At 72.3% G+C, this 14,298-nt stretch carries 14 protein-coding genes; 4 read left to right on the forward strand and 10 right to left on the reverse strand.

The features are described 5' to 3' along the window. Positions 1-33: 33 nt before the first annotated feature. From HET64_RS09790 to HET64_RS09830, 9 genes are all read right to left on the reverse strand, one after another. On the reverse strand, positions 34-1,008 hold the full coding sequence (locus tag HET64_RS09790) for an acyl-ACP desaturase (protein ID WP_215103844.1): 975 nt from the start codon (positions 1,006-1,008) through the stop codon (positions 34-36). Positions 1,009-1,184: 176 nt separating this feature from the next. Then, complete coding sequence (locus tag HET64_RS09795; RefSeq protein WP_215103846.1) at positions 1,185-3,560, reverse strand: excinuclease ABC subunit UvrA; 2,376 nt, start codon at positions 3,558-3,560, stop codon at positions 1,185-1,187. Positions 3,561-3,747: 187 nt separating this feature from the next. Continuing rightward, positions 3,748-5,379 carry an ABC-F family ATP-binding cassette domain-containing protein gene (locus HET64_RS09800; protein WP_215103848.1) on the reverse strand — a complete coding sequence of 544 codons (1,632 nt, stop codon included), beginning with the start codon at positions 5,377-5,379 and terminating at the stop codon, positions 3,748-3,750. 211 nt (positions 5,380-5,590) lie between these two features. After that, positions 5,591-6,007 (reverse strand): SsgA family sporulation/cell division regulator, encoded by a 417-nt coding sequence (locus HET64_RS09805; protein ID WP_026290062.1) that lies wholly within the window; start codon positions 6,005-6,007, stop codon positions 5,591-5,593. A 240-nt stretch (positions 6,008-6,247) separates the two neighbouring features. Further along, complete coding sequence (locus HET64_RS09810) at positions 6,248-6,805, reverse strand: hypothetical protein (RefSeq protein WP_215103850.1); 558 nt, start codon at positions 6,803-6,805, stop codon at positions 6,248-6,250. 95 nt (positions 6,806-6,900) lie between these two features. After that, a complete protein-coding gene (locus tag HET64_RS09815) occupies positions 6,901-7,308 on the reverse strand; it encodes a thiol-disulfide oxidoreductase DCC family protein (RefSeq protein ID WP_215103852.1) in 408 nt (135 codons plus the stop codon). A 98-nt stretch (positions 7,309-7,406) separates the two neighbouring features. Then, complete coding sequence (locus tag HET64_RS09820) at positions 7,407-8,636, reverse strand: aromatic ring-hydroxylating dioxygenase subunit alpha (protein ID WP_215103854.1); 1,230 nt, start codon at positions 8,634-8,636, stop codon at positions 7,407-7,409. A gap of 334 nt (positions 8,637-8,970) precedes the next feature. Continuing rightward, positions 8,971-9,840 (reverse strand): alpha/beta fold hydrolase, encoded by an 870-nt coding sequence (locus tag HET64_RS09825; RefSeq protein WP_215103856.1) that lies wholly within the window; start codon positions 9,838-9,840, stop codon positions 8,971-8,973. 75 nt (positions 9,841-9,915) lie between these two features. Next, positions 9,916-10,212 (reverse strand): YciI family protein, encoded by a 297-nt coding sequence (locus HET64_RS09830; protein ID WP_215103858.1) that lies wholly within the window; start codon positions 10,210-10,212, stop codon positions 9,916-9,918. A 94-nt stretch (positions 10,213-10,306) separates the two neighbouring features. Between HET64_RS09830 and HET64_RS09835 the strand changes: the two genes are divergently transcribed. The 3 genes from HET64_RS09835 to mmpA all read left to right on the forward strand — a co-directional run bounded on the left by HET64_RS09835 (position 10,307) and on the right by mmpA (position 11,734). Next, the gene (locus HET64_RS09835; protein WP_215103861.1) at positions 10,307-10,999 is read left to right on the forward strand and encodes an endonuclease V; all 693 of its coding nucleotides are present in this window, start codon (positions 10,307-10,309) and stop codon (positions 10,997-10,999) included. Between the two features lie 72 nt (positions 11,000-11,071). Then, positions 11,072-11,509 (forward strand): glutaredoxin domain-containing protein, encoded by a 438-nt coding sequence (locus HET64_RS09840; protein WP_215103863.1) that lies wholly within the window; start codon positions 11,072-11,074, stop codon positions 11,507-11,509. A gap of 81 nt (positions 11,510-11,590) precedes the next feature. Then, positions 11,591-11,734, forward strand: a complete 144-nt coding sequence (mmpA, locus tag HET64_RS09845; RefSeq protein WP_215103865.1) for a morphogenic membrane protein MmpA — start codon at positions 11,591-11,593, stop codon at positions 11,732-11,734. A 28-nt stretch (positions 11,735-11,762) separates the two neighbouring features. Here mmpA and HET64_RS09850 read toward each other — a convergent pair whose 3' ends face one another. Beyond that, entirely contained in the window at positions 11,763-12,953 is a 1,191-nt protein-coding gene (locus HET64_RS09850) for a trans-acting enoyl reductase family protein (protein ID WP_215103867.1), read from the reverse strand. Between the two features lie 206 nt (positions 12,954-13,159). Between HET64_RS09850 and HET64_RS09855 the strand changes: the two genes are divergently transcribed. Then, positions 13,160-14,269, forward strand: coding sequence for a CaiB/BaiF CoA-transferase family protein (locus tag HET64_RS09855; RefSeq protein WP_251145069.1), 1,110 nt, complete (start codon positions 13,160-13,162; stop codon positions 14,267-14,269). The last annotated feature ends 29 nt before the right edge of the window (positions 14,270-14,298 follow it).

The raw sequence follows: 14,298 nt of genomic DNA on the forward strand, positions 1-14,298 counted from the left end.
GGCCCCTGACGGATCAGGGCCCCGGGGCAAGGATCAGGCGCGGCCGCGCGCCACCATCCGGGCCTTGCGGGCGGCGAGCTTCTCGTCGAACTTCGACGCCTCGCTGTCCAGCCCGCTCATGTACAGACCGAGCTCCTCCTGGGCCTTCGCACCCTCCGGGCCGAGCCCGTCGATGTCCATGACCTTCAGGAAGCGCAGCACGGGCTGGATCACGTCGTCGTGGTGGATGCGCATGTTGTAGATCTCGCCGATCGCCATCTGCGCGGCGGCCCGCTCGAAGCCGGGCATGCCGTGTCCGGGCATCCGGAAGTCGACGACGACGTCGCGCACGGCCTGCATCGTCAGGTCCGGGGCCAGCTCGAAGGCGGCGCCCAGGAGATTGCGGTAGAAGACCATGTGGAGGTTCTCGTCGGTCGCGATCCGGGCCAGCATCCGGTCACACACCGGGTCGCCGGACTGGTGGCCGGTGTTGCGGTGCGAGACGCGGGTGGCCAGCTCCTGGAAGGCGACGTAGGCGACGGAGTGGAGCATCGAGTGCCGGTTGTCCGACTCGAAGCCCTCCGCCATGTGCGTCATGCGGAACTGCTCCAGCTTGTCCGGGTCCACGGCGCGCGAGGTGAGCAGATAGTCGCGCATCACGATGCCGTGGCGGCCCTCCTCGGCGGTCCAGCGGTGCACCCAGGTGCCCCACGCGCCGTCGCGGCCGAAGAGGGAGGCGATCTCGTGGTGGTAGCTGGGGAGGTTGTCCTCGGTGAGGAGGTTGACCACGAGGGCGATCTTGCCGATGTCGGTGACCTTGGACTGGTCGGCCGCCCACGCCTCGCCGTCCTCGAAGACGCCGGGGAAGTTCCGGCCGTCGGAGAAGGGGACGTACTCGTGGGGCATCCAGTCCTTGGCGACCTTGAGATGGCGGTTGAGTTCCTTCTCCACCACCTCTTCCAGCGCGTACAGCAGTTGGGCGTCGGTCCACGCCTTCGAACTGCCGAGGTGGGGAGAGGTGATCGTCACGGGGAGCTCCTGGGGACGGGAGAATTACCTACGGCTTCGTAGGTTACGTGACCGTAGGTTAAGGCGACGGTAAGGCCAAAGCCAAGCCCGTCCCCGGGAACGGCCGGACACACGGAGTCATCCGGCCAGGTGAGGCGGTGTGCGAGAGCCCTCCCGGGACCCTTCCGGGCTCCGTTTCACCGTTCCGGAACGGATTGCTCCACCCCTGGGTTCCGAGGGCGTTCCAGCTCGGTACCCGGGCGTGGTCCCACCCCCGGATCCCGGCGCAGGTAGTGTCCGGTGACGGACGTCGGATGAGCGAGCAGATCGGCGGGCGTCCCCTCGAACACCAGCTCCCCGCCGCCCTTGCCGCCGTCCGGACCGAGGTCGATCACCCAGTCCGCCCGCTTGACCACATCCAGGTTGTGCTCCACGCAGATCACCGTGTTCCCCGCGTCGACCAGCCGGTCCAGCAGATCCACCAGCGTGCCCGTGTCCGCCAGGTGCAGCCCGGTCGTCGGCTCGTCCAGCACGTACACGCTGGAGGTGCGGTGCAGCTGGGTGGCGAGCTTGATCCGCTGACGCTCGCCGCCCGACAGGGAGGAGAGCGGCTGCCCCAGGGTGAGGTAGGTGAGGCCGACCGCGTCGAGGGTGCGCAGCTTCCGCAGCAGCACCGGATCCTCGAACAGCCCGGCCGCCCGCGCCGCCGTCATCTCCAGCACGTCCACGATCGACCGGCCGGAGACCCGGTGCTTCAGCACGTCGTCGTGGAAGCGGCGGCCCTCGCACTGCGGGCAGGTCGTGGTGACCGGATCCATGAACGCCAGATCGGTCGAGATCTCTCCGCGGCCCGAGCAACCCGCGCAGGCCCCGGCGGAGTTGAAGCTGAACAGTCCCGCGTCCACGCCGTTCTCCCGGGCGAACACCTTGCGGATGGCGTCCAGCGCGCCGATGTACGAGGCGGGGGTGGAGCGTGACGAGGCCGTGATCGCGCTCTGGTCGATCACCACCGTCTCCGGGTACGCCGCGGTGAACACCCGCGACACCAGGGTCGACTTCCCGGATCCCGCCACCCCCGTCACCGCGGTCAGCACTCCGGTGGGGAACGACACGTCCAGGCCCTTGAGGTTGTGCAGGTCGGCCCCGTACACCGGGAGCCGGCCGGTGGGGGAGCGGACGGTCTCCTTGAGCGGGGTGCGGCCGCGCAACGACCGGCCGGTGAGCGTGTCGGCCTCGCGCAGCCGCTCGAAGGTCCCCTCGAAGACGATGTGACCGCCGTCGGAACCGGCCCGCGGCCCCATGTCGACGACATGGTCGGCGACGGCCATCACATCCGGGTCGTGCTCGACGACCAGCACCGTGTTGCCCTTGTCACGCAGCCGCACCAGCAGATCGCCCAGCCGCCCGACATCGCGCGGATGCAGGCCGACGCTGGGCTCGTCGAAGACGAACGTCAGCCCGATGAGCGAACTGCCCAGGTGCCGCACCATCTTGAGGCGCTGGCCCTCGCCCCCCGACAGGGTCGTGGTCTCCCGGTCCAGGCTCAGATACCCGAGCCCGATGCCGACCAGCCGCTCCAGCCGTTCCCGGGCCGCGGCGGCGATGGGCCCGCCCACCGGATCGACGATCCGCTCCAGGACGCCGACGAGTTCGCAGACCTCCATCCGCCCGTAGTCGGCGGGCGAGAAGCCATCGATCCGGGTGGCGAGCGCCGCCGCGTTCAGCCGTGCCCCGCCGCAGGCCCCGCACACCCGCTCCGCGGTGAACCGGGCGGCCGCCTCGCGCCGCTTCTCGGACAGCGCGGTGGTGTCGCGCTTGAGGTACAGCCGCTCGAACCGCGTCACCACCCCCTCGAACTTCATGTCCGCCGAGCCGGTCCGCATGTCGATGCGGACGGTGAACCCCGAACCGTGCAGCAGGATCCGTCGCTCCTGCTCGCCGAACTCGGACAGGGGCAGATCGTTGTCGAACCGCCCCGAACCCCCGTACAGGTTCCACTCCCAGCCGCCCACCGTCAGGCCGGGCAGCAGCAGCGCCCCCTCGTTGAGCGACTTGGACCAGTCGATCGCCCGGTCGAGGTCCAGCTGGACCGTGCGCCCCACTCCGTCGCACTCCGGGCACATCCCGCTGGGGTCGTTGAACGAGTACGCGGTCGCCCCGCCCGCGCTCGGGGTTCCGCAGCGGGAGAACAGCACCCGGATCACCGACCAGATGTCGGTCGCCGTGCCGACCGTGGAGCGGACGTTGCCGCCCAGCGGCTTCTGGTCGATCACGATGGCCACCGACAGGTCCTCGACGGACTCGACGTGCGGCCGCTCGTACTTCGGCAGCCGGTTGCGGAGGAACGAGGTGAAGGTCTCGTTCAGCTGCCGCTGCGACTCCACGGCGACCGTGTCGAAGACGACCGACGACTTGCCCGAACCGGACACACCGGTGAAGACGGTGATGCGGCCCTTGGGGATCCGGAGGGAGACGTCGCGCAGATTGTTCTCGCGTGCGCCGGTGATGACGATGTCGCGGTGCGCGGAGCCAGGGGTGTACGGCTCCGCGTCGCGCTCGGGGAAGCGATCCATGAGCGCGACGCTAGGCGGGATACCCGACAGCTTCTGTCCCCTTTTCCCGGGAGATCCGATGTCACCCGCCGGGAGAGCTTCCCGCGGAGCCTGCGCACGCTCGCCGACGCGATCCGCCGGGGCCCGGACCGGTAGCCGCCCGCCACCCGGATCCGCGCCCCGGCTCCACCGACCCGCCCGTCCGGTCTCAGCGGCCCTCGCGCACCGCCCGGGCCGTCGTGTCCGACAGCCCGCCGTCGAGCCGGAGCCAGCGGGTGATCCCGATCGACTCCAGGAACGGCACGTCGTGGCTCGCCACGACCAACGCCCCCTCGTAGGCCTCCAGCGCCTCGGTCAGCCGCCGCACGCTCGCCAGATCGAGGCTGTTCGTCGGCTCGTCGAGCAGCAGCAGCCGGGGCGGCGGGTCGGCCAGGAGCAGCATCGCGAGTGTCGCCCGGAACCTCTCCCCGCCCGAAAGGGTCCCCGCCGTGCGGTCCGCCGCCGCCCCCTTGAACAGGAAACGGGCCAGCCGCGCCCGTACGGCGTTGTCCGTGCGGTCGGGGGCCGACCGTGCCACGTTCCGCACCACCGACGACGTGTCGTCCAGCACGTCCAGCCGCTGTGGCAGGAACCCGGTCGCGACCAAGGGGGTCGCCTCGCCCGAGACGGGCGTCAGCTGCCCCGCGATCAACCGGAGCAGCGCGGTCTTTCCCGCCCCGTTGCGCCCGGTCAGCGCGATCCGCTCGGGTCCCCGCACCATCAACTCGCCCCGCAGCGGCGGGCCGTAGGGCGGCACCGGATCGCGCAGCAGCAGCACCTCGCTGCCCGGGTGGACCCGGGTCCCCGGCAGCTCGACCCGGATCTCCTCGTCCTCCCGCACCGCCAGCTCCGCCTCGTCGAGACGCTCCCTGGCCGCGGCCAGCCGCTCCGTGTGCAGGATGCGGTGCTTGCCCGCCGACTCCTGCGCGGAGCGCTTGCGCTGCCCCATGACGACCTTGGGCTCGCGCTTGGTGTCCCACATCTTCTGCCCGTAGCGCTTGCGCCGGGCCAACTTCATCTGGGCGTCGGCCAGTTCCCGCTTCTGACGCTGTACGTCCGACTCGGCGACGCGCACCATGCGCTGCGCCGCCTCCTGCTCGACCGCGAGCGCCTCCTCGTACGCCGACAGGTTCCCGCCGTACCAGGTGACCGATCCCTCGCGCAGGTCCGCGATCCGGTCCACCCGTTCCAGCAGCTCCCGGTCGTGGCTGACGACGAGCAGCGCGCCGGTCCAGGCGTCGACCGCGTCGTAGAGACGGCGCCGGGCGTACGCGTCCAGGTTGTTCGTCGGCTCGTCCAGCAGCAGCACCCCGGGCCGCTCCAGCAGCAGTGCGGCCAGCCGCAGCAGGACGCACTCGCCGCCGGACATCTCCCCGATGGCGCGGTCGAGCCCGATGTGCCCGAGGCCGAGCCCGTCCAGGGTGGCGAGGGAGCGTTCCTCGATGTCCCAGTCGTCGCCGATCAGCGCGAAGTGCTCGGGCCGGACGTCGCCCGACTCGACCGCGTCGAGCGCCGTGCGCCGGCCGGCGACGCCGAGCACCTCGTCGACCCGCAGCGCGGTGTCCAGGATCAGGTTCTGGGGAAGGTAGCCGACCTCGCCACGGGTCCTGATCACACCGGACCGCGGGGCGAGGTCACCGGCGATCAGGCGCAGCAGGGTGGATTTGCCGCAGCCGTTGAGGCCGATGAGTCCGATTCGGCCGGGCCCCACGGTCAGGTCGAGACCGGTGAGGACCTCGCTGCCGTCGGGCCAGGAGAAGGCGATGGAGGTACAGCTGATGTGGGTGTCGGTGGCAGACATACGGATCTCCCGTTGTACGTCGGGAACGACAGGGACGGTCGGCGGAAGCTGAGATCGCACACGGGCGCTCCGAGCCGCGGCAAGGCGCGGCGGGCGCTGCACGGTGTGCACAGGACCTCAGATCAGCAACGTCCCACTCCGATCGACGACAACAGGAACCATCACGAAGGTAGGGCCGGGGGCGCGGGCCCGGCAACCGGATTTACAGGGGTCAGCGAGGGCCGCCGAGCAGGTCGGTCAGACCCCGGTCCAGGTCCAGATACCGGTGCTCGTCACCCATCGGAACGAGCTCCTGCGCCCGCTGGAGGAAACGCCGCAGCTCCTCGGTGCGCACATGGACCATGGCGATGCCCTCGGGGGCGTGGAACTCCAGCACGGTCCGCTCGTACCCGAACGGCCGTACGCGTACGTCTCCCTGCCCGGCGGGGGAGTCGACCCCGGTGGTCAGCAGCTCCCGGGAGAACTCCCAGGACACCTCGGTGCCTTCCAGGGTCGCCGGGGCCGGGAACGCCATGCGTACGGCGAAGGGGTACTGGCGGTCGTACTGAAGAGTGGCGGGCAGGGTCTCCATCCGCGGCGCGGACGCGACCATGCGGGCCTGCACGGACTGCTCGATAACGCTGGACAAGACCTGCTCCCTCTCGCGCGGCCGGATGAACGGTTCCCGGCATTGGAGTAGACGACGGAACTCCTCGTTTCGTGCACCGGCGCGCGGCGTGAGCTGCGTCACCGGCTCCCGGCGGTCCGGCCAGGACCTCGCGGACCCCCGCTCTCCTGCCCGGTCGGTGGCGACGCACCCCGGACCGGCCGGGCCGGCCGCGATCACACAGGCGGCCGCGCCCGGACCTCGGGGCCGGACGGCGTGAGGTCAGGTGACCGCGTCGACGTGGTCCGCCGGTGCCCGGACCTTCTGCTCCACGAACGACCACGTGCCGTCCGGCGCGGAGTCCGGGGTTCCCGGAGGGACCGTCATCCACAGGGAACCGTCGTCGGCGAGGAGGATCATGCCGTGGGCGTGAAGGCAGTGCGCCGATGCACGGGCGTCGTCGGGGGTGACGCCCACCCCGGGGGTCAGCCGCGTCAGCAGATCCGTCTCGTCCAGCAGGAGTTCCAGCTGCCCGATGGCGCCCAGCGGGATGTTCGGACCGTAGATTCTCCGGAAGTGCAACAGGATCCGCATGGTGGCGGCCTCGGCGGAGTCGGCCCCGAACTGGTCGACGACCTGGGCCATGACCCCGGTGTCCGTGCCGACGGGGATGTCCCAGTCGGTGTAGAAGACCCCGGGCGGCTGGAGGTCGAACAGGAGCTTCGGCCGGCGCGGGCGCGGTGTTCTGAGCGGGCGGGGACCGATGCGCTGCGCGGCTGCCGCCCGGCGGGCCGCCTCACGTGCCCGTCGTGCGGTCGGGTCTGCTTGTTTGTGTGCCATACCCGCGCAACGAGGAGGCTCCTGCCAGGTTTCGGGTCGTGCCGCTTTCGCGGTGCCGGAGCCGGGGGCTCCGGTGCGGGAACCGGTCTCTGCTCTCAGTTGTGGGGGCGGGGCAGCGCGCAGGCCGCTGTACCGCCCGGCATCCGCTGCCGGTTCCTGGCCACCCCGCGGTAGACCAGGTTCGCCGCCGGGCGGATCAGGGGCAGCCGGAGGAACCGCCCGACGCCCCGGTAGGCGCGGGACGGGGAGGATTCGAGAAGACCGGCCAGGGCGGCGGCCCCGCCGGCGCGCACCCGGTCTCCGTCGAAGAGGAGAACCTCCCGGTCCAGCCGCTCCAGGTGGGGTTCGGTCAGCTCCGGCGGGAGGGTCTGCCAGGCCACGGCCGCGGTGCTGGGGTTGGCCCGCAGCTGGATCTGCCGGACAGCGGCCTGGCAGAAGCCGCAGTCACCGTCGAAGGCGAGTACGGTGCGTCCTTCTGTGTGACCGGTCACGGTGTCGCCCATGACATACCCTCCATCGCTGTGCCGTTCTCAGAGGTCTGGAAACTCCAGCGTATGTCCGGGCAGCGCGGCAGGGGTGATATCCAGCCCCTGGCTCCGGGTCACCCTCCCGGCGGTGCGGGAGTCGCCGGGCCGGCCGGAGCGCCCGGTTCCGCGGCGGGTGAGCCGGAGCCGGGCACCCGGTCGTCGCACACCCTGCCGTCGCACGCCGGGGTGCTGGTGGCAGCGGCGGCGCGGGGGCGGAGCGGGACGCCGTTGGCGCGCAGCACGTCGCGGACGTCCAGGATCAGGGGGAAGACCTCGTGGTTGCGGTCCTCGCCCTGCTCGTCCCACGCCCGCTGCTCGGCCTCGACGGCCATACGGTCCTCCGCGAAGACCCGTTCGGTGAAGCGCCGGATGAACGGCCAGGCCACATGCAGCGCGGCGGGCGGACTGGGCTTCTCGATCATGAGCAGTCCGTAGGCGTGGCACCTGCGTTGCTCCGTGTCCTCGGGCACGTACACGGCCCAGAGACGCAGTACCGGGCGGTCGGCCTTCTCGGGGACCAGGTCCAGGGTCTGGTAGGGGTACTCGGTGCGGATGGTCATCACGTCGCTGGAGGCCTGGCCGCCGATGCCCTCGGCGGCGAGCAGACGGGCGCTGCGGTTGCGTCTGCCCCCGGTGTGGGTGAACAGATAGCGGGCCTCCACCGACAGCGGGTCGCTCCGGTACCCCAGCAGCTGTGGCTGGAGTCTGCCGACGACGCCCCGGTGGAGGAACTGGTGGTTCATGTCGAGCAGGTTCTCGTGCATGAACGAGTAGTGGCAGCGCACGGTCCGGGAGAAGGTCATGGTCCGGTACGCCGGAGAGGCGAAGCCCGGGACCTCGGGCAGCGCGGTGGCCGCCGCCTTCTCCGGGTCGCCCGGAAAGACGAACACCAGCCCGTACGCCTCGCGGACCGGGTAGCCGCGCACGCCGCGCGGCGGCCGGCGGTCCCCCTTGGACAGGTACGGGATCTGCGAGATGCGGCCGTCGCCGCGGTAGGCCCAGGCGTGATAGCAGCAGCGGAGTGTCTCGCCGTCCACGACGCCCATGCTCAGGGGCACCTGCCGGTGGGCGCACCGGTCCTCCAGCGCATGCACGGCACCGCTCCGGCCGCGGAAGAGCGCGATGCGCTCCCCGGCGAACGCGGTCGCGGCCACCCGTCCGCCGCGCACGCTCCGGGACCGTGCCACGGGGTACCAGAAGTCCGGGTTCGCCCCCACCCGGCGCAGGTCGGGCAGGCCGGAGTGCGGATCGCGACGCTCCGGGGGCAGTCCGCGTGGGACGTTGTCCGAGCCGTTCTCGGTCATGCCTCTCCCTCGTCCGTGGGAAACGCTCTCCATCCTGGCCGCCGACCCCGGACGAGCGCTCGCCCGGGGCGTCCGGACGGGTGCCTTCCCCGGACGCGCGGGCTCTAGGGCTCGCCCCCGGGTCCGGCCACCTCCGTGCTCTCCTCGGCGGGGCCACCGGCCGGCACCTCGCTGCTCCTTCGCACCGCCCAGGTCCGGGGCAGCGCGAAAGAGAGCGCCCCGGATGAGAGCGGAAGCCGTCACCGGGAACGGCGGCCGGACCCGGCGGGCCCGGCCGGGGCGCCGGGCTCCGGGCGAGAAGGGCCGGGTGGCCCGGCTGGGGTTCCGGGCGGCCCTACGAGGCGCCGTCGAGGACCTCCCGCAGCCGCTGCCCGAACTCGTCCGGCTTCCCCGGATAGCCGAACTCCCCGTCGAGGAAGCCGCCGTGATGGCTCGGGAAGACCGTCACCCGCTGCCCGAGCAGTTCGGCGGTCGCGGCGGACGTCCGCCCCGTCTGCACGCTCCGGGACTCCTCGCCCACGGCGATCACCACGCGGGTGGCGGCCGCGGCGAGGGCGTCGACGTCCGGCCGGTAGTCGCTGATCGCCCAGGACCGGTCGGACAGCAGCGGGTCGTCGCGCGAGCCGTCGTCCTCGGCGGGCATGCCGAACGCGGCGGGATCGGGCGCGGGCTGTGCGAAGTACGCGTCGGTGAACTCACCCTCCCACGAGGTCATCGCCACGAACGCGGCCATCCCGGCCCCCCACCCGCGCTTCTCGTACGCGTCCCGGACCCCGGCCCGGGCCCGGAGAGCCGCCGGGCCGTCCGGGGTGAGGGTGATGAGCGGGGGCTCGTGGGCGACGAGGGTGGTCACATCACCGGGGTGGCGCGCCACGAGGGCGAGAGCGGTGACCGCTCCGCCGCTGCTGGCGAACATCTCGACCGGCCCGGCCCCGAGCGCCTCGATGACCGCGTGCACGTCGTCGGCCTGGGTCTCGGGCGTGTGGTCGGTCCGGCCGTCCTTGCGGATGCTGCGGCCGAGCCCCCGGGGGTCGTAGGTCACCACGGTCCGCCCGGGGAAGCGTGCCGCGAGCGCGACGAATCCGGTGGCGTCCATGGGCTGCCCGATCATGAACAACGGCGGGCGGCCGTCAGCGGTCGGCAGGGGCCCGCGAACGTCGTGGACGAGGTCGGCGCCGGCTGTCCTGAGTGTGTACGTTTCCATACCCGTGCAGACCGGCCCCGCCCCGGAAACTCATCGGCCGCGTCCGGACCGGGAGCGGCGGGTCCCGGCCGCCCGCTACGGCAACGGCTGCTGGTACGGAGCGAGTCCGGGCGCCGTCCTGGTGGCGATGAACTCGGTGATCCGGTACGCGCACACACCGTGCTCGGCGAACGGGTCGTCCGCCGCGATCCTCTCGATCGCCGCCCGGTCCTCCCCGACGGCCAGGATCACTCCGCCGTCCCGGGGGTTCTTTCGGCCCGAGGCGATGAAGACGCCCGCCGCGTACTGCTCGTCGAGCCAGGCGATGTGCTCCCGCATCAGGGCGTCGACGCGTTCGACCGGAGCCGTGTAGGTCAATTCGAGTACGAACATGATCGTCAGGCTACGGGATTCCGGCCGCCCGTCCCGAGGTCCCACCACACACCGCGTAACGGGCGCCGACACATCACCGCATAAGCTTCCGGACATGACGACCTCCCCCACCCCCGCCCACGAGACCCCCGCCGACGAAGCCGAGGGCCGGGCGATCCAGGACCTGCTGCGCGGCCGGGTGATCCTGGACGAGGCGGGGCCGGAGCCCGGAACCGGGCTGGTCACCGGGGTGGACGTGGCCTACGACGACGTGAAGGACGTCGTCGTCGCGGCGGCCGTGGTGCTGGACGCGGTGACCCTGGAGACGATCGACGAGGCCACCGCCGTCGGCCGGATCACCTTCCCGTACGTCCCCGGGCTGCTGGCCTTCCGGGAGATCCCGACGGCGCTGGAGGCCCTGGAGGCACTGAGCGTCGACCCGGGCCTCGTCATCTGCGACGGCTACGGTCTGGCGCACCCGCGCCGCTTCGGACTCGCCAGCCACCTGGGCGTGCTGACCGGTCTGCCGGTGATCGGTGTCGGCAAGAACCCGTTCACGTTCACGTACGAGGCCCCCGGCCCCCGGCGCGGCGACTTCTCGCCGCTGCTGGACGGCGACGAGGTGGTCGGCCGGGCGCTGCGCACCCAGGAGAACACCAACCCGGTGTTCGTCTCGGTGGGCCACCGCATCAGCCTCGACAACGCCTGCGCCCACACGCTCCGCCTCGCCGGCCGGTTCCGCCAGCCGGAGAGCACCCGCCGGGCGGACGCCCTGTGCCGGCAGACCCTGCGGGAAGCGACCGCCTGACGCGGGCCCCGCGTACCCGGGCGGGCGGCCCGCCTCCATGGGCCGGGCCACGCGGAGATAGCGTGCGTCTCCATGACGCGTGTGTGGATACTGCCGGTCCTGTTGGTGCTCAGCGGTGCCGCCGCCGCGACCGGGCCCGCCCGCAGCGGCGACCCCGTCCTGGCGGCCGCGCTCCTCGTGCTGTTCGTGCTGCTCGCCGGGGCGACCTCGCCCCTGGTCTTCCCGAGGCCGATCGCCGCGGCCGAGGCCCGTCGGCGCAGCGCGGCCGACGGCCGCCCGGTCGTCTACTGGCGTCCGGGCTGCACGTACTGTCTGCGGCTCCGTCTCCGGCTGGGCCGCGACGCCTCCCGGCTGTACTGGGTCGACATCTGGCGCGATCCGGCGGGAGCGGCCGAGGTCCGGGCGGCCAACGGCGGCGACGAGACCGTGCCGACCGTCTTCGTGGCGGACCGGCCGCACACCAACCCGGACCCGTCGTGGGTACGCGCACAGCTGCCGCCCGCCGCGTGACGGTCCCGGGCGTGGAACAGTCCTGCAACTGAGTACCCGTACGGATGGCATAGATCCGTACAGCTGGGCAGGCTAGAACGCATGAACGCCTCTCGTGCAGCCATCCGTACCGCGCCCTTCGACCCCGCTCAGCGCCGTATGGCCCTCGGCATGCTCCTCGGGAGCGCCGTCGGGCTCGTCTGGCTGGGCGCGATGCTCTACACGCTGGCCGACTGGATCTTCTAGACGCCCCCGGTCCCTCCCCCGGTGTCGGCTACCGCACCGCCGCCACCCGGAACCGCAGTCCCGCCGCCGTCAGCCGCTCCAGGAGCGCGTCGCCCATGGCCACCGCCGTGGTGACCTGCCCGGAGGTCTCCGGCAGCTCGTCCAGGGCCAGGCACACCGCCGACTCGGCGAGGATCTTCGCCGTCTCGCCGTAACCCGGGTCGCCGCCCGACACCTCGGTGAAGACGCGCCGTCCGCCGCCCTCGCCGACGAAGCGGATGGTGAACCAGCTCCGCTCGCGGCGTTCCTCGTCCGGCCCCTGCCCCGGCTCGTAACGCCCCATCAGCCACTCCCGTACGCCCTCCACCTGAGCGGCGGCCACCAGCGCGCCGATCGCCACGGGGGCGCCGAGGGCCATCGGCAGGGTCTTGACCGAGGCGAAGTGCCGGTAGCGGAAGTCGGGACCGTACCGCTCCAGGGACCGCGCCGAGCGGCCCACGATCGTCGGGTCCACCGTAGGCAGCGGCAGCGCCCAGGTGCCGACGGACCCGCTGAAGTGCGGGGAGCCCGCAGGGGTGCGGACCCGTCGGCCCACCAGGCGCGGCTCGTGCAGCCGGCGCTCCCGGGCGGCGGCCAGCAGCTGCGGGCCCCGGCCCATCGCGGTCAGCGCCGAGGCGAACGTCCCGCCGGAGAACACCGCGTCGGTACGGACGAAGCCGTCGACGGTGAGGGGGACGTCCTCGGGCAGCTGCTTGACGGTGAAGTACGCCCCCAGGTCGTGGGGGACGGAGTCGAAGCCGCAGGCGTGCACGATGCGCGCCCCCGTCTCACGGGCCCGCGCGTCGTGCTCCAGATACGTCCGGTCGATGAACTCCGCCTCGCCCGTGAGGTCCGCGTAGTCCGTCCCGGCCTCGGCGCACGCGGCGACGAGCTTCTCGCCGTAACGGATGTACGGCCCGACCGTTGTGGCCACCACCCGGGTGGAGGCGGCCAGTTCGGCCAGGGCCTCCGCGTCGTCCGCGTCCGTCTCCAGCAGCGGCAGCTCCGCGCAGCCGGGTGCGATCGCGGTGAGCCGCTCGCGCAGAGCCTCCAGCTTGGCCCGGCTGCGACCGGCCAGCGCCCAGCGCAGGCCGACGGGGGCGTGGGCCGCCAGGTACTCGGCCGTGAGCGTCCCCACGAAGCCGGTGGCACCGAAGAGGACGACGTCCAAGGGGCGGGTCGCGTCGTTCTGCCTGTTCACGAGTACCTCCATTGCGAGCCGGTGCCGACGTGGCAGGCAGAGGGTAGCGGAGAGCGATGTGGCGGCGCCCGGCCGGGCGGCCGGATGCGAGAGGATCGAGGGAAAGAACTAAGCGCTTGCTCGGCCCGAGGGGTTGTGCGGAGCGGGACACGTTCTTAGCATCACTGATGTTACATCGGTTGTGTCACACCTCTGGGGGCTCACAGATGGCGAAAGGCCCAACGCCCGGGCACGGTCCGCTGACCGGTGTCCGCGTCGTCGAGCTGGCGGGCATCGGACCCGGACCGTTCGCCGCGATGCTGCTGGCGGACCTCGGGGCCGACGTCGTACGCGTGGACCGGCCCGGCGGCGCGGGGCTCGGCATCGATCCCGCGTCCGACCTCACCAACCGCAACAAGCGCTCCGTCCTCCTGGACCTCAAGAGGGACGAGGGGCCGGCCCGCGTCCTGGACCTCGTCGAACGCGCCGACATCCTGGTCGAGGGCTACCGCCCCGGTGTCGCCGAACGCCTCGGCGTCGGACCCGGCGCCTGCCTCGCCCGCAATCCGCAGCTCGTCTACGGCCGGATGACCGGCTGGGGCCAGGACGGGCCGCTCGCCGAGCGCGCCGGACACGACATCGCCTACCTCGCGCTCACCGGCACCCTGTCCATGATCGGCAGGCCGGACGAGCCGCCCGTGGTCCCCGCCAACCTGGTCGGCGACTACGCGGGCGGCTCGCTCTACCTGGTCGTCGGCGTCCTCGCCGCCCTCCAGCACGCCCGCGCCCACGGTGAGGGGCAGGTCGTCGACGCCGCCATCGTGGACGGCGCCGCCCATCTCGCCACGATGATCCACGGCATGCTGGCCGCCGGGAGCTGGCAGGACCGGCGCGGCACGAACCTCCTCGACGGCGGCTGCCCGTTCTACGGCACCTACGCCACGTCCGACGGCGGCCACATGGCGGTCGGCCCGCTGGAGGAGAAGTTCTACGCGGAGTTCGCCGCCCTCCTCGGCATCGCGGACGCCTTTCCCGACCGGTGGGACCTCGCCCGCTGGAACGAGCTGCGCGCCGCCGTCACCGAGCGCTTCCTGAGCCGTACCCGCGCCGAGTGGACCGAGGTGTTCGACGGCACCGACGCCTGCGTGGCCCCCGTGCTCTCGCTCACCGAAGCGCCGCACCACCCCCACCTCGCCGCCCGCTCCACCCGCGGCGAGAGCTTCGCCGCCGCACTCCACACCGCCGCCGGAGCCAGCGTCCCGGCCGACGACGGCACCACTCCGGAAGGCGACGCCGCCCGCGTGGCCGCCCCCCTGCTGAGAGGAACCCAGGCATGACCACCCAACCACCCCCGTACGCATGGCCC

The sequence above is a fragment of the Streptomyces sp. McG3 genome (assembly GCF_018619185.1).
Taxonomy (GTDB): Bacteria; Actinomycetota; Actinomycetes; order Streptomycetales; family Streptomycetaceae; genus Streptomyces.